Origin of the sequence: Moraxella boevrei DSM 14165 (assembly GCF_000379845.1) — a bacterium.
Taxonomy (GTDB): Bacteria; Pseudomonadota; Gammaproteobacteria; order Pseudomonadales; family Moraxellaceae; genus Faucicola; species Faucicola boevrei.
In genome coordinates, this window is the sequence record NZ_KB903810.1 from 1 (window position 1) to 21282 (window position 21282).

At 40.4% G+C, this 21282-nt stretch carries 18 protein-coding genes; 9 read left to right on the plus strand and 9 right to left on the minus strand.

The window, feature by feature from the left end; translation table 11 throughout:
• Window positions 1–391: 391 nt before the first annotated feature.
• Window positions 392–1177 (minus strand): type I methionyl aminopeptidase, encoded by a 786-nt coding sequence (gene map, locus A3G3_RS0111040; protein WP_019520581.1) that lies wholly within the window; start codon window positions 1175–1177, stop codon window positions 392–394.
• A 132-nt stretch (window positions 1178–1309) separates the two neighbouring features.
• Here map and msrB point away from each other — a divergent pair, with 132 nt between their 5' ends.
• Window positions 1310–1771, plus strand: a complete 462-nt coding sequence (gene msrB, locus A3G3_RS0111045; RefSeq protein WP_019520582.1) for a peptide-methionine (R)-S-oxide reductase MsrB — start codon at window positions 1310–1312, stop codon at window positions 1769–1771.
• Between the two features lie 58 nt (window positions 1772–1829).
• Here msrB and A3G3_RS0111050 read toward each other — a convergent pair whose 3' ends face one another.
• Both A3G3_RS0111050 and A3G3_RS0111055 read right to left on the minus strand, forming a co-directional pair.
• Window positions 1830–3035 carry a PilT/PilU family type 4a pilus ATPase gene (locus A3G3_RS0111050; RefSeq protein ID WP_019520583.1) on the minus strand — a complete coding sequence of 402 codons (1206 nt, stop codon included), beginning with the start codon at window positions 3033–3035 and terminating at the stop codon, window positions 1830–1832.
• Between the two features lie 172 nt (window positions 3036–3207).
• Window positions 3208–3528: a PepSY domain-containing protein gene (locus A3G3_RS0111055; protein WP_019520584.1), complete on the minus strand. Its 321-nt coding sequence runs from the start codon at window positions 3526–3528 to the stop codon at window positions 3208–3210.
• 307 nt (window positions 3529–3835) lie between these two features.
• On the opposite strand from A3G3_RS0111055, the gene ribB reads away from it, so the two are divergent.
• The 5 genes from ribB to A3G3_RS0111080 all read left to right on the plus strand — a co-directional run bounded on the left by ribB (window position 3836) and on the right by A3G3_RS0111080 (window position 9166).
• Window positions 3836–4951: a 3,4-dihydroxy-2-butanone-4-phosphate synthase gene (ribB, locus tag A3G3_RS0111060; protein ID WP_019520585.1), complete on the plus strand. Its 1116-nt coding sequence runs from the start codon at window positions 3836–3838 to the stop codon at window positions 4949–4951.
• Window positions 4952–5008: 57 nt separating this feature from the next.
• Window positions 5009–6499, plus strand: a complete 1491-nt coding sequence (locus A3G3_RS0111065; RefSeq protein ID WP_019520586.1) for a YifB family Mg chelatase-like AAA ATPase — start codon at window positions 5009–5011, stop codon at window positions 6497–6499.
• Between the two features lie 92 nt (window positions 6500–6591).
• Window positions 6592–8058 (plus strand): oxygen-independent coproporphyrinogen III oxidase, encoded by a 1467-nt coding sequence (gene hemN / locus A3G3_RS0111070; protein ID WP_019520587.1) that lies wholly within the window; start codon window positions 6592–6594, stop codon window positions 8056–8058.
• Window positions 8059–8071: 13 nt separating this feature from the next.
• Window positions 8072–8539 carry a hypothetical protein gene (locus A3G3_RS0111075; RefSeq protein ID WP_019520588.1) on the plus strand — a complete coding sequence of 156 codons (468 nt, stop codon included), beginning with the start codon at window positions 8072–8074 and terminating at the stop codon, window positions 8537–8539.
• 21 nt (window positions 8540–8560) lie between these two features.
• Window positions 8561–9166, plus strand: a complete 606-nt coding sequence (locus tag A3G3_RS0111080) for a class I SAM-dependent methyltransferase (RefSeq protein WP_019520589.1) — start codon at window positions 8561–8563, stop codon at window positions 9164–9166.
• On the opposite strand, the gene glnD is transcribed toward A3G3_RS0111080, so the two are convergent.
• On the minus strand, window positions 9163–11700 hold the full coding sequence (glnD, locus tag A3G3_RS13725) for a [protein-PII] uridylyltransferase (protein ID WP_228702732.1): 2538 nt from the start codon (window positions 11698–11700) through the stop codon (window positions 9163–9165). The two genes, A3G3_RS0111080 and glnD, sit on opposite strands and share 4 nt — an antisense overlap.
• 288 nt (window positions 11701–11988) lie before the next feature.
• On the opposite strand from glnD, the gene ispE reads away from it, so the two are divergent.
• Both ispE and A3G3_RS0111095 read left to right on the plus strand, forming a co-directional pair.
• Entirely contained in the window at window positions 11989–12957 is a 969-nt protein-coding gene (gene ispE / locus A3G3_RS0111090; RefSeq protein WP_019520591.1) for a 4-(cytidine 5'-diphospho)-2-C-methyl-D-erythritol kinase, read from the plus strand.
• A 58-nt stretch (window positions 12958–13015) separates the two neighbouring features.
• On the plus strand, window positions 13016–14515 hold the full coding sequence (locus A3G3_RS0111095; protein ID WP_019520592.1) for a mechanosensitive ion channel family protein: 1500 nt from the start codon (window positions 13016–13018) through the stop codon (window positions 14513–14515).
• A gap of 315 nt (window positions 14516–14830) precedes the next feature.
• On the opposite strand, the gene A3G3_RS0111100 is transcribed toward A3G3_RS0111095, so the two are convergent.
• The 5 genes from A3G3_RS0111100 to ccmA all read right to left on the minus strand — a co-directional run bounded on the left by A3G3_RS0111100 (window position 14831) and on the right by ccmA (window position 19851).
• A complete protein-coding gene (locus A3G3_RS0111100) occupies window positions 14831–15970 on the minus strand; it encodes a 5-methyltetrahydropteroyltriglutamate--homocysteine S-methyltransferase (RefSeq protein ID WP_019520593.1) in 1140 nt (379 codons plus the stop codon).
• 259 nt (window positions 15971–16229) lie between these two features.
• On the minus strand, window positions 16230–17552 hold the full coding sequence (locus A3G3_RS0111105; protein ID WP_019520594.1) for an MFS transporter: 1323 nt from the start codon (window positions 17550–17552) through the stop codon (window positions 16230–16232).
• A gap of 200 nt (window positions 17553–17752) precedes the next feature.
• Entirely contained in the window at window positions 17753–18136 is a 384-nt protein-coding gene (locus A3G3_RS0111110) for a hypothetical protein (RefSeq protein ID WP_019520595.1), read from the minus strand.
• A gap of 327 nt (window positions 18137–18463) precedes the next feature.
• Window positions 18464–19138 (minus strand): heme exporter protein CcmB, encoded by a 675-nt coding sequence (locus tag A3G3_RS0111115; RefSeq protein ID WP_019520596.1) that lies wholly within the window; start codon window positions 19136–19138, stop codon window positions 18464–18466.
• A gap of 68 nt (window positions 19139–19206) precedes the next feature.
• Window positions 19207–19851: a heme ABC exporter ATP-binding protein CcmA gene (gene ccmA, locus A3G3_RS13730; protein WP_019520597.1), complete on the minus strand. Its 645-nt coding sequence runs from the start codon at window positions 19849–19851 to the stop codon at window positions 19207–19209.
• A gap of 252 nt (window positions 19852–20103) precedes the next feature.
• Here ccmA and A3G3_RS0111125 point away from each other — a divergent pair, with 252 nt between their 5' ends.
• Window positions 20104–21186 (plus strand): zinc-dependent alcohol dehydrogenase family protein, encoded by a 1083-nt coding sequence (locus A3G3_RS0111125; protein WP_026213010.1) that lies wholly within the window; start codon window positions 20104–20106, stop codon window positions 21184–21186.
• Window positions 21187–21282: the final 96 nt, after the last annotated feature.

Below are 21282 nucleotides of genomic sequence, written 5' to 3' on the forward strand. Positions count from 1 at the left end.
TAGGTCGCATATTCTATCACAGTTTTTTAAGCTGTCAAGAACTTTTTTCGCTTTTTTTGTTTTCTTTTTTATGCTTTTTTTTATTTTCTTTTTTAAAAAAAAATAAATATTTAATATAAAAAAGATTTCTCTTTGAAAGAAAGCTCGCTATACCTTATACTTTCGCTTTGCCCCTATCGTGGGTGCGTATTATATAGTCTTTTTAATTCCAGTCAAGCAGTTTTTGTGAAAAAAATCGGGTTTTTTGTTGGGTTGGTTTCTAAATTATTGTTTTTAAAGCTTTTTTATTTTGAGTTTTTTCAAAAAATTGGTGGGTTAGATAAATCAACCCACTAATTTTATTATTGCGATTATCAATCAACCGTATGTTACCAATCAAATTATTTTTAGATTAAGTGGTTAAAAAACTCAAGTCTTCGTCTGGGCGAGTGGTAAAGACTTCGCAACCATTTTCTGTTACCATCAGCGTGTGTTCCCATTGGGCAGAAAGTTTGCGGTCTTTGGTAATAACAGTCCATTTGTCAGGCATAACTTTGGTTTGCCAAACGCCTTGATTTATCATAGGTTCAATGGTAAAGGTCATGCCTGTTTTTAGCTGTATGCCTGTATTTTTTTTGCCATAATGTAACACTTGTGGTTCATCATGGTATACATCGCTGATACCATGTCCACAATATTCACGCACCACGCTAAAACGCTCGGCTTCGGCAACTTTTTGAATGGCTTCGCCAATATCCCCCATATAGGCTCCATTGCGAACCGCTTTCATGCCTGCGTACAGGGCATCTTGGGCGACTTTGCAAATGCGTTGAGCCATGATAGACCCTTCGCCGATAATCCACATACGTGACGTATCGCCATGATAGCCGTCTTTAATCACGGTAATGTCTATATTAATGATGTCGCCATCTTTTAAAATACGCTCATCGTCTGGAATACCGTGGCAAACCACATGATTGATAGAGGTACAAAGGGTTTTTGGGTAGCCATGGTAGCCGACATTGGCAGGTATGGCTTTTTGTACATTGACGATATAATCATGGGCGATTTTGTCTAATGCCCCTGTACTAATGCCTTCTTTAACGTATTCGTCCAACATAACCAGCACGTCAGATGCCAGCTTGCCTGCAATTCGCATTTTTTTGACAGCTTCTGGATTATTTGCAAGTGTTTTCATAAAAATTTTGTCTTAATCAGTGAATAAAAACCGCTATTATACGTTGTTTTTGGCTTTTTCACAAAACTATGTGGTAATTTTTCACAAAATCTGTTAAATTCCTATTTTTGACAAAATCAATTAGGGGAAAAAATGAGCAAAATCAACGCAAACGCTTACCAAAAACCAAGCGATGAACAAATCCGCCAAAATCTGAGCGATGAACAGTTTTACATCACACAACAAAACGGCACAGAACGCCCATTTAGCCACGCATACGACCACCATTTTGAAAAAGGCATTTATGTGGATATCGTCAGTGGCGAACCTTTGTTTAGTTCTACTGATAAATATGATTCGGGTTGTGGTTGGCCTGCGTTTAGCAAACCCATTGACATGGCGGTGATTAACGAGTTTGAAGACAATTCACTCGCCCGCACTCGCACCGAAGTGCGTAGCCGTGTAGCGGATTCGCATTTGGGTCATGTGTTTAATGACGGTTTGCCAGAGTTGGGCGGTATGCGATACTGTATCAATGGCTCGGCATTACGTTTTGTGCCATTGGCAGATATGGAAAAAGAAGGCTATGGCGATTTGGTGGCGTTAGTGGAATAAAAGCTAAAAAATTGAGAATAGCATTGTATTCTCAATTTTTTTACGGTTTGATAAAAAATCATTTTTTATCGCCGTCTTCTTTTTTTTCTTCAACGTCTTGGTGCAGTGATAGCGACAAGGCGTCTTCTTTTTCCGCAGAGCCACGGGTAGATTTTAGTTTGATTTGTAAGCGTAATTCATTGGCAGAGTCAGCGTTACGAATGGCTTCATCGTAACTAATCGCCCCTTCGTTGTACAAGTCAAATAGGGCTTGGTCAAAGGTTTGCATGCCAAGTTCACGAGATTTGGTCATAATGCCTTTTAATTCGTGCATTTCGCCTTTTAAAATCAAATCAGCAACCAGTGGCGTGTTTAACATGATTTCCACGGCCGCACGACGACCTTTGCCGTCTTCGGTTCGGATAAGACGTTGCGAAATAATCGCTTTCATATTGGACGACAAATCCATCAATAGCTGACCTTTACGCTCTTCTGGGAAAAAGTTAATAATACGGTCAAGGGTTTGGTTGGCGTTATTGGCATGCAACGTGCCTAAGCACAAATGCCCAGTTTCGGCAAAGGCAATCGCATGCTCCATAGTTTCGGTATCACGGATTTCGCCAATCAAAATCACGTCTGGGGCTTGACGCAAGGTATTTTTCAACGCATTGTGCCAAGAATGGCTATCCACGCCCACCTCACGGTGGGTAATCATGGATTTTTTGTGTTTATGCACATATTCTACAGGGTCTTCCACAGTGATAATATGCCCTGCTGAGTTTTCATTACGAAAATCAATCATCGCCGCCAATGACGTAGACTTCCCCGAGCCTGTACCACCAACCACAAGTACCAAGCCACGTTTTTCCATAATTACGTCTTTTAGTTTAATTGGCAAGCGTAATTTTTCAAAATTAGGAATTTCGGCAGCAATGGTACGAATAACCATGCCAACTTGCAGTTGTTGCTGAAATACATTAACACGAAAACGTGAAACGCCTGGCACGTTAATCGCAAAATTACACTCTAAATGCTGTTCAAATTCTTCACGCTGTAAATCATTCATCAAACTATAAGCAAATAATTTGGTTTTATCAGCGGTCAAGGTTTTTTGGCTCAGCGGTTTCATCAAGCCTTGATGCTTGACACTTGGCGGAAATTCAGCTGTAATAAACAAATCCGAGCCACCGATTTCCACGACTTTACCGAGCATATTAAACATAATATTGCGTGCTTCGTGCAAGGATTCTTCAGCAAAGGAAAGGAGCGATTCTTCTTTTAACATACAGCCTCTGATAGTCAATAACAATAAACATGAAAAATAATCGTCTATTATAACCGATTTAATTACAAATATAATGCTTAATTTTTAAAAAATTTAAACAAAATATTTTTATCAGACAAACAAAAACCCATAATCAAAAAATTATGGGTTTTAATAGTTGTCAAACATAAAATTAACGGTCAATTTTCTCTTTAACGATTTTTAGGCTTGGATACAACATTTCAATGTCGTATTCTTGTCCGTTTTTGGTGGCTTCAACGCTTAATGACGGTTTACCACGGTAATCGTCAGCATCCACGTCCACTACATTATAGCCTTTTTGTTGCAAAAGTGTAATGGCTTTTTCTTTGGTAACATTAAAATTTTTGTCTTGATACACTTGGTTTTCAATTTGGTCATCCAAATCTTGATGGGCGTTTAAATCGGCGTGAGCCATGCCCATTCCCATTAAAAAAAATGCTGAGGCGAGACTGGTTAACAGTAATTTTTTCATACATTTTACCTTGTTTTGTTGGTTTAATAGCATTATAACAGATTTTTTTACCAATACAATCATTTTTGCCAAGCAATAACACAGCCTTACCAAAGGTTTACAATTTTTGAAATTTATCAAGGATTTGTATCTGCTTTGCAACGATGTTTCGTCAACATTTTTAGTAAGGTTTTTAGCAAAAACATAATCGTTAAGATTGTTTTTATGGTAATTATCCTTATTTAAGCCTATAATTTAGCAATTTTTTAAAAATTATTTTTTTAAACCGATTTTTAACCCTATTCACAACAATAAAAGTAGGCAATTTATGGCACTTAATAGCATTTCTGAGATTATTGATGACATTAAACACGGTAAAATGGTCATTTTAATGGATGACGAAAACCGTGAAAATGAAGGCGATTTGATTATGGCGGCGAGCCACATCACACCTGAAGCGATTAATTTTATGATTACCCACGCTCGTGGTTTGGTGTGTTTGACACTGACTGAAGCTCGTTGCCAACAGTTGGATTTGGCGTTGATGAGCGATAAAAATGGGGCAAAATTTAGTACCAATTTTACTTTGTCAATTGAAGCGTCAGAAGGCGTTACCACAGGGATTTCAGCGACTGACCGTGCCACCACGATTTTAAGTGCAGTCGCTCCGAATGCCAAGCCGTCTGACATCGTACAACCAGGGCATATTTTTCCAATTATGGCAAAAAAAGGTGGGGTATTGCACCGTGCGGGGCATACCGAAGCAGGCTGTGATTTGGCACGCTTGGCAGGGCTTGAGCCAGCGAGTGTGATTGTGGAAATTATTAAGCCAGACGGTACGATGGCTCGCCGTGATGATTTGGAAATGTTTGCCAAAGAACATGGGTTAAAAATCGGCACGATTGCCGATTTGATTGAGTATCGCCTTGCTAATGAGCAAACGGTGGAAGAAATCGCCCATTTTCCATTAACGACAACATTTGGCGAGTTTGATTTTTACCGTTTTTGTGAATATGGTTCGGACGATGTGCATTTTGCTCTTGTCAAAGGCGACCCAAAACAGGGCGTAACGGCGGTGCGAGTGCATACCTTTGAGCCATTACGAGATTTGTTTGGGATTTCGTTAAACAATAAATCTAACTGGGACAGCCATGCTAGCCTTGAGTTTTTGGCAAAATGTGAGCGTGGCGTGTTTGTGTGGATTGGGCATGGCGATGATATGGAAATGGCAAACGCCCTTGATAATCTTACCAAGAAAGTCAACCACGAAACGCCAACTGCTCGCAATGTAAAACGTCAGCCGTATAGCACGATTGGGGTTGGGGCTCAGATTTTACGCCATTTGGGGGTAAAAGATATGAAATTGTTATCCAGTGCACTAAAATTTAATGCGTTGTCAGGCTTTGATTTAAATATCGTAGAAATTGTGCAAAAAGAAAAATAATTTAACAACTATTTAAATTTATTTAATCATAAATTTAAATCTACCAAAAGGAATGTCATGTCATTTGCTCAAATTTTTACCCGTTCTGTGGTTGGTTTAAATGCCCCAAGTGTCATGGTAGAAGTGCATTTGTCGCAAGGCTTGCCGTCCATTACCATCGTCGGATTGCCAGAGGCGAGCGTGCGAGAGAGTAAAGACAGGGTGCGTTCAGCCATTATTAACTCAGGCTTTCAATTCCCCAACCGTAAACTCACCATTAACCTTGCCCCTGCTGACTTGCCAAAAGACGGTGCAAGGCTAGATTTGCCAATAGCGATTGGTATTTTGGTGGCAAGTGGCCAAATTGACGACAGTAAAGTAAAGGATTTTGAATTTATTGGTGAATTGGCATTAAATGGTGAGTTGCGACCAGTTTTTGGGGCGTTGGCGGTGGCAAGAGCCATTAAAAATAGCAAGCATACCTTGATTGCCCCCAAAGACAACGCCCAAGAAGCGGTAAAAGTGCAGGGCATTGATGTGTTGCAAGCGGATAATTTAAAACAAGTTTGCCAACACCTAAATGGCGAACAAAGTTTGCCTTATGCTGAGTTTAAAGCAAGTTATCAAGTCGCAAGCAAGCAACTAGATTTAGCCGATGTTAAAGGACAATATCAAGCACGCCGAGCGTTAGAAATTTGTGCCAGCGGTGGGCATTCGTTATTGTTCTGCGGTTCACCAGGGAGTGGTAAAACTTTGATGGCTTCACGCCTGCCGAGTATTTTACCGCCTTTAACCGATAATCAAGCCTTAGAAGTAGCAAGCATTTATTCCATTGCCAATGTGGCTTATGATTTTGGGACACGTCCGTTTCGGCAAGTGCATCACACCACATCCGCCGTAGCATTGGTCGGTGGTGGCTCAAACCCAAAACCAGGTGAGATTTCTTTGGCGAATTTTGGTGTGTTATTTTTGGACGAAATGCCAGAATTTGACCGAAAAGTGTTGGAAGTATTACGCCAACCCATTGAAAATAAGCAAATTATCATTAGCCGTGCCAATCATCAAACCAGTTTTCCTGCCAATTTTCAACTGATTGGAGCAATGAATCCTTGTCCTTGTGGTTATTATGGCGATAAATCGGGACGCTGTAACTGCCGTCCTGAACAAGTCCGCCGTTATCAAGAAAAACTGTCAGGCCCTTTGCTTGACCGTATTGATTTGTTTGTTACTGTGCCAAATCTACCCATGAGCGATTTACAATCTGCCAAAACAGGTGAAAGCTCGGCAGTCGTGCGTGAGCGAGTGATACAAGCCTACCAAATCCAACAAAACCGTCAAGGTAAACCAAATGCTGAACTAACCCCAGTTGAACTAGAACAATTTGCCAAGCTGGGCGAACAACAGCGTAATCTGTTAGCCATGGCAGGGCAACGGTTAAACTTATCTGCTCGTGGTTATCATCGAGTGTTACGAGTGGCTCGTACCATTGCAGACCTGGCAGGTGGTGAAAACATTGACAACTCACATTTGACAGAAGCCTTGAGCTATCGTGGTAATTTACAAAATTAAACGTTGGCATAAAAACCTTTTTCTCCGCTTTAGTGTAGCTATGTTATAATAGGTTCATTTTAAAAGACACAATACACAATAACGAGAAAGCCATGAGCCAACTACCGCCAAACGAACAGCCTTTTACCAGTCGTCCTGTAGAAATTTTGGAAAATCCATACGCCAATGCCAACCGAGATTTTCACGCCCAAATGCGATTGTTTGACGAGGACTTAATCAAAAAATACAACCGAGCAGGGCCACGTTACACATCTTATCCGACCGCATTGGAATTTGTGCCAATCATGGACGGCAAAGAAAGCGAAATTTTGCAAAACCGTGATGAAAAAGTGCCATTATCCTTATATTTTCATATTCCATTTTGCCGTACGCTGTGTTATTACTGTGCTTGCAACAAAATTATTACCAAAAAAAATAGCAATTCGGGTGATTATTTAGACTATTTATTTCAAGAAATTAAGCACAAACGCTCACTATTAAAGGGCAATCCGATTATAGAACAGGTACATTTTGGTGGTGGTACACCGACTTTTTTAAGTGATGATGAACTGGTGCAACTGTGGGATTTTTTGCATGAACAGTTTACATTTAGCGATAAAGATACAGCAGATTTTGGCATTGAAATTGACCCACGAGAATTACGCCCAACCACGCTTGAAACGCTGAGAAAAGCAGGTTTTAACCGTGTTAGCTTTGGCGTGCAGGATTTGGAAGAAAAAGTACAAATTGCGGTTAATCGCATTCAATCTGAAGAATTGATTAGAAATGTGATGACGGAAAGCCGAAGATTGGGTTTTCGTTCCATTAATATTGATTTGATTTATGGTTTGCCACATCAGACGGTGGACACGCTTGCCAACACGGTTGCAAAAATCATTGACATCGCCCCTGATAGACTGTCAGTGTTTAATTATGCCCATTTGCCAGAGCGTTTTACCCCACAAAAACAGATTAAAGATGAACATTTGCCGTCTCCTGCTGACAAATTGACCATGCTTGGCAACACGATTTTGGCATTAAATCAGGCAGGTTATCAATATATTGGCATTGACCATTTTGCCCTCCCTGATGATGAATTGGCAATCGCCCAACGTGAAGGCAAATTACACCGCAATTTTCAGGGCTATACTACGCATGGCGACTGTGATTTGCTGGGTTTTGGCGTGTCGTCTATCAGTCAGATTGGTCAGCATTTTTTACAAAATGATACAGTTCTATCTGAATATCAAGCAAAAATTGATAATCACCAACTACCTGCGGTGAAGCATATTGCGGTAAAACTCACCGATGCGTTACGCCGTTATGTGATTATGAATTTGTTATGTCATGATTATGTTGATTTTAAAGATGTGAATATGCGATTTAGCGTTGATGCGGTAACCTATTTTATTGATGAAATCAGCGAGCTTGGGCAAATGCAACAGGACGGTTTGGTAGATATGGACGCTAAGGGCATTCGTGTGTTGCCAAAAGGGCGACTCTTGGGGCGTAATGTGGCGATGGTGTTTGATGAGTATTTAAACAAAAAACATCAAAATCGGTTTAGTAAGGTGATTTGATAAAGGTTAAATTATGGAAAAATTTGCATTAATTACTTTGGTTGCCGTTACCAGTTTTGCCAATGCTCAAGATATTCCAAAGGCGTTTCAAGGTAAATGGGTAACTTCCGCCATTAAATATGAACAACTCAGCCCTAAACTTGTAAAACACTATTGTAATCCAAAAATGGAGAGTGATGGGGCTGTTATTTTGACAGTTTCCAACAAGAACATGGAAATGAACTACTGGGAAGCCAGCGAAACGGTTAATAACTTTAAATTCAGTCAAGTTAAACCAAATTATATATTAGGAACAGCAAGATTTGTGCAAAGCGGGTTTGTAGGAGATGAGGAAGGTAATTTAATAGATAAAGACATCATCTTAAATCGCAAGATTGAATTTACCCTTAAAAATGGTGAATTGATAGAGCTTTACCGAAATGACCAAAATGAAATAGGTAAGCCAATTTGGTACAAACGCTATTGGAAAAAATGTAACTGATTAAACTTTTAGGATAAAAAAATGCATCAAATCCCAACTGACTTATTAGCCAAATCAAAACATTGGCGACAAGATATTCAGTTTCGCCAAGAAGTGCTTGGCAAACCGTTTGACTTTGTCAGCACTTGGGGGATTTTTTCCCCTGAAAAACTGGACGAAGGCAGTCTGATGTTATTAGATTATATAGACTTTAAAGCAGATGACAATAGCATTGATTTAGGCTGTGGTTATGGTGTGCTTGGCATGACCGCAAGCCGTGAATGCCCCAATGGTCAGCATTTACTGATTGATAAAGACTTTGTAGCAGTAGAATATGCCAAAATCAACTGCCAAAAAAATGGTTTAACCAATGCAACCGTTCAGCTTTCCAATGGTTTTTATCATGTGGATAAATTGTTAAAATTTAGCCTTGTGATGAGTAATTTACCTGCAAAAGCCAGCAAGGAACAGCATTATTTGTACCTATTGGACGCTTATAACGCCATGCAAACAGGCGGACGGTTTTATGTGGTAACGATTAATGGCTTGCGTGATTTTATGAAACGTTCATTTACCGAAGTGTTTGGCAATGCGGATAAAATCAAACAAGGTAAAACTTATACCGTTACCATGGCAGTGAAAGATTAAATTTGTAAAATTTTAATCAAATCGTTTCTCAATCTTTCTAAAATATCATCAGCCAAAGCACCACCTTGTTGGTCGCTGATAAGAAACATATCTTCCACACGCTCACCAAGCGTGGTAATACGGGCAAAATGCACTTCAATTTCATGTTGCAAAAATACCTGCCCCACACGAGCAAGCAACGCAGGCTGGTCTAAGGTTTCTAACACCATCATGTGTTGCTGAGTTTCAGGGTTAAATTCAAAATTAACCTTGGTTGGCACGTTAAAATATTTTAACGCTCTGGGTAATATTTTTTTGATAACACTTGGTTTATTAAAATTACTAAAAGATTTATTTAAATACTCCATCAAATCCTGTTGGCGTAAGTTATCCGTTAAAATTGTGCCATAGCGGTCAAGCAACACATACGAGTCCAAGGCAAAATCACGACTGGCGGTAATAATCCGTGCATCCAACACGTCCAAATTCATTTGGTCAAACACCGACACGGTGGTCGCAAACAGATTGGCTTGGTCTTTGGTATAAATAAACACTTGCACCGCATCTAACGCCAGTTCTCGGTGTTCTCGCAAAATAATCAACGGCTCATCTTTTTGGGTTTTTTCATGTTCAATAATGGCTCTGGACTGCCAAATGATATCATTTGGCGTTTCTCGTAAAAAATATTCATCACCCAGCTCTTGCCACAAATTTTCAATTTGGGCAACATCTTTGGCAGATAATTGGGTGTCATTTTCCAGTAAATTGTTAGCCGTTTGTTTGTTATTGGCAATCATAGCTTGACGGTTCATCGGTGCATCAATGTCTGCACGCAAAATCCGCCGAGTTTGGGTATATAACTGTCTTAGCAAACTCGCCCGCCAGCTATTCCACAGTTGTGGATTGGTCGCATTCATATCGGCAACCGTCAAAACATACAAATGATTAAGATAGGTTACATTGCCGACTTGTTCTGCAAAATCCGCCACCACCGCAGGGTCAGAGATATCCTTTTTTTGGGCAGTCAGCGACATTAACAAATGCTGTCGCACAAGCCAACCCACCAAATCCGCATCCGCCTGACTTAACCCATGTGCCAAACAAAACGCAATCGCATCTTTTTCACCAAGCGTACTATGGTCGCCCCCACGCCCTTTGGCAATATCATGAAAAATCGCCGAAATAATTAACAATTCTTTGCGTTCAATCCGCCGATAAATACTACTCACCAAGGGTAACGACTGCTGATAATTGTCATCGGTAAAACGATGAAGCATCCGCACCAACAGTAAAATATGAGCATCCACGGTGTAACGATGAAATAAATCGTATTGCATTAAACCCACAATCTGACCAAACGCAGGTAAATATCGCCCCAAAACGCCATAACGTTTCATCACTCTAAGTCGCCAAAATAACAAATTTTGTTCTTTTAAATTTGCCATAAATAATTGTTGGTGTTGTGAGTTTTGCCGAAAATTATTATCAATCCCACGACTGGCTATCGCCAAGACTCGCAACGTGCGAGTGCGAATATGTTTAATATTCATCTGCCCCATTAACAAAAACAATTCCAAAATCGCCTGTGGCGACTGAGCAAACACTTTATTATGCACCACCGCAATCTGATTGCCTACCAATTTAAAGCGTTCATTAATCACTTTATGCACAGGTTTTTCATCATCATTTAAATATTTTTCAAAGACGACTTCATAATAATGCTGGGTTAGCATTTCTGATAAATTGGCATTAGACATCGCAAAGCGATAATAATCTCGCATAAATCGCTCCACGCCTGCATTTTTACTATCGTCTGCGGTTTGGGTATAGCCCATTTTTTCGGCGATACTGCGTTGATAATCAAACAAAAGTCGGTTTTCGTTTCGTGCCGTTATGCGGTGCAAATGATGACGCATTTGCCACAAAAAATCTTCTGCCGATTGGATTTCATCAAACTCTTTTTCGGTGATAAAACCCTGTTGCACCAAGTCATACAGCCGATTAACCCGCACATATTGTTTCCACACCCAACCAATCATGTGAATGTCTCGCAAGCCACCGGGGGCATTTTTGATATCAGGCTCAAGGTTGTATTCTGTTGCGTTATGCTTGTAATATCGTGCCTTGGCTTCCTCCATTTTGGCATGATAAAAACTCGCCTGCGTCCAATTTTTTGCCAATAACTGTAGCAGTATTTTTGCCAAACGTGTTTGCCCTGCCAAACAACGTGCCTCTAATAAACTCGTCGCCACCGTAATATCTTGGCACGCCACATCACATTCCGCCACCGACCGCACCACAATCGCAGGCTCAATGCCAATATCCCACAAATTTGTCAAAAATGGCGAAATTTTTTGGTTCAACGCTTCGTCAATTTCACCGTCATTTAACAACAAAATATCCACATCTGAGTGCGGATGCAACTCACCACGCCCATAACCACCTGTAGCAAATAATGCCATATCTGTTTGATTTAATTCATAAAAATCAAACAACGCCACGAGCAATTTATCCATGATTTGACTGCGACTTTGTACAATTTGGCGAATTGCCATTTTATTTTTTAACAACAAGTTGTCAAAAAAAATTTCACAATTTTTTAAATATAATTTAATAATTATATTGCTGTGTAAATCTGCTTTCTCCAATGTTGGCAATTCTGATACCATAATTTTCACCTTTTTAGCCCATGACACCGACTGAATAAATAAATGGCAATTTAGCATAAAATTTGGCAAAAACCTAGTAAATTGCCGATTAAACACTAAAACTGGATTGTAATCCGCCAATTTTTGGGCTAAACTGCTAAAATCTACCATCAACAAAAATTTTTATCCCTAAAAATGATGCCAAATATAACCCACCAACCAATTCACAAACTTTCCCCTGCCAAAATCAACCTATTTTTGCACATCACAAACAAACGAGATGACGGTTATCATAATTTACAAAGTGTCTTTCGTTTGATTAATCTGTATGATACGCTCACCTTTCGCCAAACAAGCCAACAAATTTCTGCAAATTTTAGCCCTGATAATTTGCCTATTGATTTAAGCATTCAACAACAAAATGGCTCAACTCAAGCGATTACTAAAAATTTATCAGATAATTTAATCGCTAGAGCCAGTCTTGCTTTGCTAGAATTTGCCAGAAATCAGCAAAAGTTGAGCATTGAACAAATTAGCCAACTGCCCATGATTGACATTCAGCTTAATAAAAAACTGCCGATGGGAGCAGGGCTTGGCGGCGGTTCGTCTAATTGTGCCACGACCTTAACCACGCTCAATGAGCTTTGGCAACTGCACTTTAGCCAACATGAGTTAATCCAAATTGGGGCAAGTTTGGGGGCGGATGTGCCGATTTTTGTGTTTGGGCAAGATGTGATTGCAGAGGGGATTGGCGAACGGTTAACACCGATTGAGTTACCGTCACAACGTTTGTTATTGCTCATGCCAAACTCGCATATCAATACCGCACAATTATTTGCTAATGCTGATTTAAAGCGGGATTGCCCTGCCCTGCCCCATGCGTTTTTGCGAGAGCATAAGGCAGATTTTACCGACCGTTTAAGTGATAATTTTGGCAATGTATTTGAGCCGATTGTCACGTTGTTATCGCAACCTGTCCATCAGGCGTTGCAGTATTTGCAAGGTTTGGCGAGCTTTACCAACACCACGCCACGCATGACGGGCTCTGGCAGTTGTGTGTTTTTGCCGTTGCCAATGCAGATAAAAAATCAAATTGGTGAACAAACGTTGATAGATTGGCAAAAAAATACCCCATGCCAAAGTGTGATAGTTGATACCTTATAATTAGCAAATTGCTGGGCAATTTTAGCAAAATAGTTAATAACTTATTTAGTATGTATGTATGAAAAAAATTATCTTTTTAAGCAGTATATTTTTCTTATCGCCTAGTTTTGCCGATGAAGGGATTTTAACCGCCGTTGTCAGTGAACTCACTCAAAAAAAATCTGAACCTGATGATAACACACCGATTACTACCGTAGCTGATAGCAACGCTACAAATACTGGCAAATCAGCCAGTGACCAAGATATCCATGCACGTATTACTGGGATTTTTAGTGAAATTGATGGTTTAGGCACGGTTAGCATTAATGTTAATCAGGGCGTGGTACGTCTATCTGGCACAGTACCGAATGAAGCCAAAGCAGTACAAGCCGTCAATCTTGCCAATCGTATCAGCGACGTGGTGGCTGTACAGGACAACATCAATCGTACACTTAGTGTGCAGGATAACGTTACACCTGTGTTCAATGATTTTGTAGAAACAAGTAAATCATGGCTCAATGCTCTACCACTATTTTTAGTAGCAATCTTAGCGTTTTTGATGGTTGCAAAATTTGGTAGTTTTTTGGCAAATCGCCACGCACTTTGGCGAAGTATCACACCAAATCCCTTTGTGGCAGAACTACTCTCTGGCACTGCGAAATTCGTGTTTATTATCTTAGGGCTGATCTTAGCACTTAGTCTTATCGGTGCCCAAAATTTGATTAGCACATTACTGGGCGGGGCGGGCGTGCTTGGGATTGCCATCGGTTTTGCCGTTAAAGATACCATTGAAAACTACATTGCAAGTCTCATGCTAAGTATTCGCCAACCGTTTCGTGCCAAAGACCATGTAATTATTAACGATAAAGAAGGGATCGTTATGCGTTTGACAAGCCGTGCAACGGTTTTAATGACACTTGACGGCAATCATTTGCGAATTCCTAATTCAGAAGTTTTCAAAGGTGTGATTTTAAATTACACCAAAAATCCTGAAAGGCGTTTTACCTTTAAGATCGGCGTGGACGCCAACAACGACCCATTGGCCGGTATTAAAGTGGGGCTTGATGCCATTCATGAACTTGATTTTGTACTAAAACAACCCAAAGCCATTGCAATTATCAACGAAATTGGCGACTCAAATATCATACTAGAATTTCAAGTTTGGGTCAATCAATCCAAAACCGACTTTGCCAAGGCACGTAGTATCGCTATCCGTGAAACCAAACATGCCCTTGAAAACCATGGATTTAGCTTGCCTGAGCCAATTTATATGGTTAATTTTGATCAAAATTTGGAAGATGCTCTAATCAGGCTTGGTAATCGTTTTGGCAGTCGTTTTGATAATCGTGTGAGTGATGTTATACAATCCAACCCAACGGACAGCAAAGAAAATCAGCAAAAAGATACGCCTAGCAAAAAACAAGCCAAGGCTCGTGCCAAAACCATTTTAGGCAATGACAATATCAGCGATATACTAAATGCCACCCCTGACCCTAAGATTATTGCAAAGGTGGAGGAAGCAATTTTGAATGAAACAGGTGAGCCTGATTTATTAGATAGGAAAAGTCCGCAAGAGTAAAAAATATGGTAATGTGCAATTATGAAGTTTTTAAAAAGCGACTTATAGGGTGGGTTAGCCCGTCTTTTTGGGCGTAACCCACCATAAAAAGATTAATATTTCGCCTAATTCGGTGGGCTACGCTATCGCTAACCCACCCTACCAAAGAACTTATAATTTTTACACTACCAAAAATATTACGTTTGATTGAATTAAAATAAGAACCCGCTCAGCCCTTACGCAAATTAAAATTTGTTATAGTCTAGCTTATACTATCCCATTTAAAAAAGCCAACTTATCAAAGTTGGCTTTTTGTGGTATGGATAATGATAAATATTATCCCCACACTTCATCGGCAATCTCTCTCACCAAATCCACTTTTTTCCACTGGGCTTCTTCGGTCAAGATATTACCCTCTTCGGTGCTGGCAAATCCGCATTGTGGCGACAGGCACAGCTGATTAATATCCACGTATTGCGTGGCTTCTTTAATGCGGGCAATCACGTCATCTTTATTTTCCAAATCGCCTGTTTTTGAAGTGATTAAACCTAGCACAACTTGTTGATTTTTAATGTGTTTTAATGGCTCAAATCCGCCTGCACGGTCGGAGTCATACTCTAAGAAAAAGCCGTCAATTCTACAATGCCCAAACAATTCTTCGGCAACAGGGGCATAACCGCCTTCTGAGAACCACGCTGAGCGAAAATTACCACGGCAGATGTGCATGGTGATTGCCATGTCGCTCGGTTTTGCGTCCACGATACGGTTTAAGAGTTTGACGTAATTTTGGGTGGTTTTGGTCAAATCAATGCCACGAGCTTCGTATTCGGCACGCTTGTCCAGTGAGCAAAATTGCCCCCAGCTCGTGTCATCAAGCTGTAAATTACGCAAACCCATTGCATAAAATTTATTCATCGCTTTAATATAGGCGTTCGCAATATCATCGTACAGTTTTTCTTCGTCTTTGTAGATGTCAAGCGGTGCGTAACTTTCATCTCTAATGGTGGCGATAATGTGGAGCATACATGGCGATGGAATGGTGAATTTGGTCGGATAATCACCCGCACAGTCCTTTAAAATCTGATAGGCTTTGACAAATGGGTGGTCGTCCGAAAAGTCCACTTTATCCACGATTTTAACGGTGTTTGCCTTAGGTTTCGCCCCTTTAAAATCCACAGGAAAATTTTCAAGGTCAATCATTTCCACGCCAGTGAGACCTGCCAAAAAGTCCAAATGCCACCACACACGGCTAAATTCACCGTCTGTAACTGCGTGTAAGCCATGCTGTTTTTGTAAATCCACCAATTTTTGTACTTCTGTTTTTAAAACGGTGTCAAACTCATCTTGGGAAATTTTGCCTGCCTTTAGGTCTGCTTTGGCATTTTGTAGATTTTCGGTACGCAAAAACGAACCGACCACATCATTGCGATAAGGGGCAGTGGTGCGTGGGGTGGTATTTGGGAATAAATTACTCATAACTTATCTCACTTGTTTTAATTTAACTGATTGAAAAAACGAATTATTTTAAAATTTTAGGGCAAATTTGGCAAATGGGGAATTTTCAGATTAAAATGAATAAAATTCATGATTTTACCAATCAAATGATTTTTTCTAACAATTATTTGATTGAGTTTCAAAGGATTGATATATTTGTATTATTATCACCCCAAAAATTCCCAATAAAAAAGAAGAAAAAAATCCGCCTTTTAAACTGCACAATTCCCAACAAAAATCATCATGAAGTGAGAATTTTTGTTGGATTTTTTATCTGCCAAATCGCCAAAAACGCCAGCACCAAAAACACACTTGCCCCCAGATACAGATGATTTTTGGTAAAGCCTAAATCAAGCAAATGCCCTGCCAAAATTGGCGAGCTAATCGCCCCAATCCGCCCCACACCAATTGCAACACCCACGCCCGTACTTCTAAAATCAGTTTCATAAAGCGTAGGGTTGATGGTGTAAAGACCTGTGATACAGCCGTTCATCACACCACCGACCAACACGGCAAAGACAAGAGCCACCGCCAAAGTTGGGCTAAAAATAAAACCGACAATCGCCAAAGATGATAAAGCGATGAACAATAATAATGTCTTTTTAGCGGTCAATTTCCCCACAAGCGTACCAAAAATTAGCGAGCCGACCGTACCGCCTAAGGATATTGCCATGCCAACAAGCTGGCTTTTGGATTTCTCTAACCCTGACGCTTCAAGTAACGCAGGTGTCCACGAACTGATAAAATAAAATGACGCCGAAATGACGATAAAACCAACCCAAATCAGTAGCGTATTTTTGCGAAATTTTGGTTCAAATAATCTTAAAATCGATACTTTTTGTACTGATTTTTCGGTGGTGTTTGGCAGAGCAAAATTGCCTGATTTGCCTATTTTTTTGGCGATATTTTGTAGTTTCTCAAGGGCATTTTTTGGTCGTTTATTGGCAATAAAATCCACCGATTCGGGCAATAAAGCGATGAGTGCGATAAGTGCCAAAGCGGTCAAAATCGCCCCTGTTAAAAACACCGAGCGAAAGCCGTAAGCGTTTTGTAGCACCACCGCTGACAGCCCGCCAAGCGTCGCCCCCACGCCAAATCCACAGGCATAGATGGCAATCGCTAGCCCACGCCATTTGTTATTGGCGTATTCGCTGACGATGACATTCGTACACGGTAAAATCCCGCCCACGCCTATGCCTGTGACAATCCGCCAAAAGCCAATCGTGGCAAACTCATGCGAAAAATAGGTCATGAGCATTCCCACAGCGGACAAGGTGGTGGCGACAATCAAAACAGGTCTGCGACCAAATTTATCGGCAAATGGGGCAAGTCCAAACGAACCAATCGCCATGCCAATAAAGCCTGCACTCATCAGACTGCCAATCGCCACACCGTCCAAGCCTAATTCTGCCTGAATGCTTTTAGCGGTAAAGGCAATTGCAAGCACATCAAAGCCGTCTAGCATATTTAAAATCACCGCCAAGGCGACAATTAGCCATTGATAGGCGGACATGGGACTGTTGGCGATAATGTGGCGTAGGTCGGTGGGTTGCGTGTAGGACATAAAATTACCGTTGTTTTTCTCAAATCTGTAAAAAGCGTCATGATAGAAACTTTTGGCAAATTTGACAAACGATAAAATTTTGACAAAAAGTGAGTAAAATTCAACTCAGAATAAAAATCATGAAAAATACGAATTTTTAAATTTTAGCTGAAAAAAAAGGAACATAATGTTCCTTTTTTATATCAAATCTTAAAATTTGATTAGTGAGCATGAGCTACACTGGCTGGGTTTGCTTCTTTAGCACCATCAACGGCATCTTTGGTTGCGTCAGCAGCTTCTTTAGCAGCTTCTTCTGCATTTTCAGCAACAGCTTCTGATTGTTCAGCAGCAGCGTCGTTACCTACAGCAACCGCAGCAGATGCGTTTGCAGCAGCAACAGAGGCAGTTGAGGCAGCAGCAACAGCAACAGATGCGGCTTGTTGTGCAGCAGCATCATTCGGAGCAGATGCAGCATCAGCCAAAGCAACAGAAGCCGCTTCTACTGCTTCTACTTTCGCTTCTTGAGCTTCTTCAGCTGGTTTTGAGCAACCCGTTAATGCTAGCGTTGCTAACAATGCAGATAATACGATTGATTGAAATTTCATACAATTTCTCCTTAAAAAGAATTTAACCCCGTCTTTACTCTGGTTAAAACTGTTAAACCCTATTAAGGGGTTTGTTAATGGAATATGCACGGGACATAAAGCGAGCGTATTTTAGCTCAGTTTTTTTGTAAAAGAAAATCTTTTTTTTGGCTAAAGTGTAACAAGATATTTAACTTTTTAAAAAAGATATCTTTTTTAAAAAAACTTCGTAACGCTTATTATAATATACAAAATCAGGTGTTGTATAGTATTTTTTTTGTTTGTTACAATTTTTTTGCAAAATTTTTATTTTTCTTGATTTTTATCAAGATTTTAGTTTAACTGTCGTTAGCTTAACCATGCCATTTTTAACGCATAAGCAATTACCAAAGGCGATACGATAATCGCAATGATACTGCCTGCCAACAATAACGCCAAAATCGGTAAGCCATTCATGCCCGTGGCAAATAAGTCTACCGCCCCTGTCGCAAAAATCAACACCGGCAACTGCATTGGCAACGCAATCAACGGCACGAGTACCGCCCCATTTTTTAGCGATAAGGTCAAACTACTGGCAATCGCCGACAGACACAGCAACAGCGGACTGCCAACAATGATTGACACGCTCAAAATCAAGGTATCCCGACCGCCAAGCCCAAATAACGGCATTGCCAACAAAGAGAGCATCGCCACCATGCCTGCACTGGTTAGCCAATGCACCATTAACCGCACCAACACCCATAACGGTAACGAAGCACGAGCCACCACGAGCTGAGCAAGCGTGCCATTATCCAACGCAGGGCGAAACAGATTGTCCATACCAATAATTAGCGACAACAGCCCTGCAATCCATACGGCAGGTACCCCAAGCTTTTGCAAAAGTTTTGGCTCCGTCCCCATGGCGAGCGGAAACAGGGTAATAATTATCAAAAACAATACCAACGGATACAGCCATTGCACTTTGTTTTGTTGTTTGATTTGCCATTCACGTTGCCAAAGGGTAGAAAAATCAACCGTATTCATGGGAAATTTGTGCTTGCCTTAAAAAATTAGAAAGAGAATTTAAAGATAAATGATGATTTTTTAAAAAATTATCGGATAAATGTTTGTAAATTTAAGGTTTTATTTGCGACTGCTACCGCTTGATGGCTGGTTAACAGCACTGTGCCACCTTGATTGGCAAAATCATGCATGATTTTTTCAACCTTAGCAATCATATTGATATCCAACGCCGTCAAAGGCTCATCCAGTAACCAAAACGGGATACTATCGGCTCGGCTTACACCAAACCATAACCGAGACAAACCTACTCGCCGAGTTTGCCCTGCTGATAGCTGATAACAGGCGATGTCTTCGTAGCCTGACAAGCCTACCCAGTCTAAGGCTTGCCAGAGTTCATCGGTGGTTGGTTTAATCCCATATAAACCCAGCAAAAATCGTAAATTTTGTTCAACCGTCAGTTGCAAATGAATGCCAACTTGGTGAGCAATGTATAGCGGTTGTATGGGCAAATTTGGCGTGCCTTGCCACAAAATTTCCCCTTGGATTAGCGGAATTAACCCTGCCAACTGCATGATAAACGTGGTTTTTCCTGTACCATTTTCACCAATCAAATGACAAATATCACCTTGATACAGTTGCAATACCACATTTTCACACAGGGCAAATTCACCCCGCTGAATGGTAACGTCATGACACGCCAACAAAGGCGTTAGGGTTGTTGGTTGGTTTGACATAAGTGATTGTATAAAACAAAAATTTGTACGTATTATAGCGAGTTATCAGTTGTTTTGCTAATTTTAATCATGTTTAAAACCATGCTTTAAAATTTTTGATAAAATAAAATGATATAACATACTGTTTTTAAAAAATTTTTTTGTTATTTTTAGTGTATTCATCACAAAAAAAATGCTAGAATAACAGTGAAAATGTTATTTTTTTTAACACGATTTTTAATTAACCATTTTTTAGCAAAAAAGGAAGCAACCATGGGTACAATGAAAGCCATGACCTACTACGGCAAAGATGACATTCGTTTTGAAGAACGTCCTGTACCGACTATTATTGAGCCGACTGATGCGATTATCCGCATGACTAAGACGACCATTTGTGGGACAGATTTGGGGATTTGGAAAGGCAAAAATCCTGAAATTGAAGCCACGGCTCGTGAAAAAACTGGCGAATGGAACGGACGTATTTTGGGACATGAAGGCATTGGTATCATAGAAGAAGTCGGCTCTGCGGTAAAAAACTTTAAAAAAGGTGACAAAGTCATCGTGTCGTGCATCAGCCGTTGCGGTTCGTGCGAAAATTGCCAAAAACAACTATACGCCCATTGTCAAAAAGAGGGTGGTTGGATTATGGGCTATATGATTGACGGCACACAAGCGGAGTTTGTACGCACGCCATTTGCGGATAATTCCTTGTATTTATTGCCAGAAAATTTGAACACGGACACGGCGGTTTTCTTATCAGATGCGTTACCAACTGGACATGAAATCGGCGTACAATATGGCGAAGTCAAACCAGGAGATACCATTGCGATTGTCGGTGCAGGCCCTGTCGGTATGGGCTGTTTGTTAACCGCTCAATTGTACTCACCTGCGACCATGATTGTGATTGATTTGGACGATAATCGTCTTGAAATGGCAAAACAAATGGGGGCAACCCATACGATTAATTCTGGCAAAGAAGATGCGGTAGCTCGTGTGCTAGAAATCACAAACGGGCGTGGCGTGGACTGTGCCATGGAAGCGGTGGGCGTACCTGCGACTTGGGATATTTGCCAACAAATTGTCAAAGAAGGCGGAAATCTCGCCAACGTGGGCGTACATGGGCAATCGGTAAGTTTGGCAATTGAAAAATTATGGATTAAAAACTTGACGATTACCACAGGGCTTGTCAATGCAAACACTACAGGCATGCTGTTAAAATCGTGCGAATGTAGCAAATTACCAATGGACAAACTTGCCACCCATCATTTTAAGTTTAGCGAAATGGAAAAAGCCTACGATGTGTTTAAACACGCATCGGAAAACAAAGCCATGAAAGTGGTGATTAGTTACGAGTAGTTTTTTCTCCTTAAAAAATCATTAAACACTATTCAACAAAAAATCCTTGCCAATTGACAAGGATTTTTTGACAATACAACGGATTAGATTATTAAA

What these genes read in the sequence shown, in the direction of transcription:
- map (WP_019520581.1), bottom strand. Translation starts at nt 1,177, where the DNA reads ATGAAAACACTTGCAAATAATCCAGAAGCTGTCAAAAAAATGCGAATT.
- msrB (WP_019520582.1), top strand. Translation starts at nt 1,310, where the DNA reads ATGAGCAAAATCAACGCAAACGCTTACCAAAAACCAAGCGATGAACAA.
- A3G3_RS0111050 (WP_019520583.1), bottom strand. Translation starts at nt 3,035, where the DNA reads ATGTTAAAAGAAGAATCGCTCCTTTCCTTTGCTGAAGAATCCTTGCAC.
- A3G3_RS0111055 (WP_019520584.1), bottom strand. Translation starts at nt 3,528, where the DNA reads ATGAAAAAATTACTGTTAACCAGTCTCGCCTCAGCATTTTTTTTAATG.
- ribB (WP_019520585.1), top strand. Translation starts at nt 3,836, where the DNA reads ATGGCACTTAATAGCATTTCTGAGATTATTGATGACATTAAACACGGT.
- A3G3_RS0111065 (WP_019520586.1), top strand. Translation starts at nt 5,009, where the DNA reads ATGTCATTTGCTCAAATTTTTACCCGTTCTGTGGTTGGTTTAAATGCC.
- hemN (WP_019520587.1), top strand. Translation starts at nt 6,592, where the DNA reads ATGAGCCAACTACCGCCAAACGAACAGCCTTTTACCAGTCGTCCTGTA.
- A3G3_RS0111075 (WP_019520588.1), top strand. Translation starts at nt 8,072, where the DNA reads ATGGAAAAATTTGCATTAATTACTTTGGTTGCCGTTACCAGTTTTGCC.
- A3G3_RS0111080 (WP_019520589.1), top strand. Translation starts at nt 8,561, where the DNA reads ATGCATCAAATCCCAACTGACTTATTAGCCAAATCAAAACATTGGCGA.
- glnD (WP_228702732.1), bottom strand. Translation starts at nt 11,700, where the DNA reads ATGGCAATTCGCCAAATTGTACAAAGTCGCAGTCAAATCATGGATAAA.
- ispE (WP_019520591.1), top strand. Translation starts at nt 11,989, where the DNA reads ATGATGCCAAATATAACCCACCAACCAATTCACAAACTTTCCCCTGCC.
- A3G3_RS0111095 (WP_019520592.1), top strand. Translation starts at nt 13,016, where the DNA reads ATGAAAAAAATTATCTTTTTAAGCAGTATATTTTTCTTATCGCCTAGT.
- A3G3_RS0111100 (WP_019520593.1), bottom strand. Translation starts at nt 15,970, where the DNA reads ATGAGTAATTTATTCCCAAATACCACCCCACGCACCACTGCCCCTTAT.
- A3G3_RS0111105 (WP_019520594.1), bottom strand. Translation starts at nt 17,552, where the DNA reads ATGTCCTACACGCAACCCACCGACCTACGCCACATTATCGCCAACAGT.
- A3G3_RS0111110 (WP_019520595.1), bottom strand. Translation starts at nt 18,136, where the DNA reads ATGAAATTTCAATCAATCGTATTATCTGCATTGTTAGCAACGCTAGCA.
- A3G3_RS0111115 (WP_019520596.1), bottom strand. Translation starts at nt 19,138, where the DNA reads ATGAATACGGTTGATTTTTCTACCCTTTGGCAACGTGAATGGCAAATC.
- ccmA (WP_019520597.1), bottom strand. Translation starts at nt 19,851, where the DNA reads ATGTCAAACCAACCAACAACCCTAACGCCTTTGTTGGCGTGTCATGAC.
- A3G3_RS0111125 (WP_026213010.1), top strand. Translation starts at nt 20,104, where the DNA reads ATGGGTACAATGAAAGCCATGACCTACTACGGCAAAGATGACATTCGT.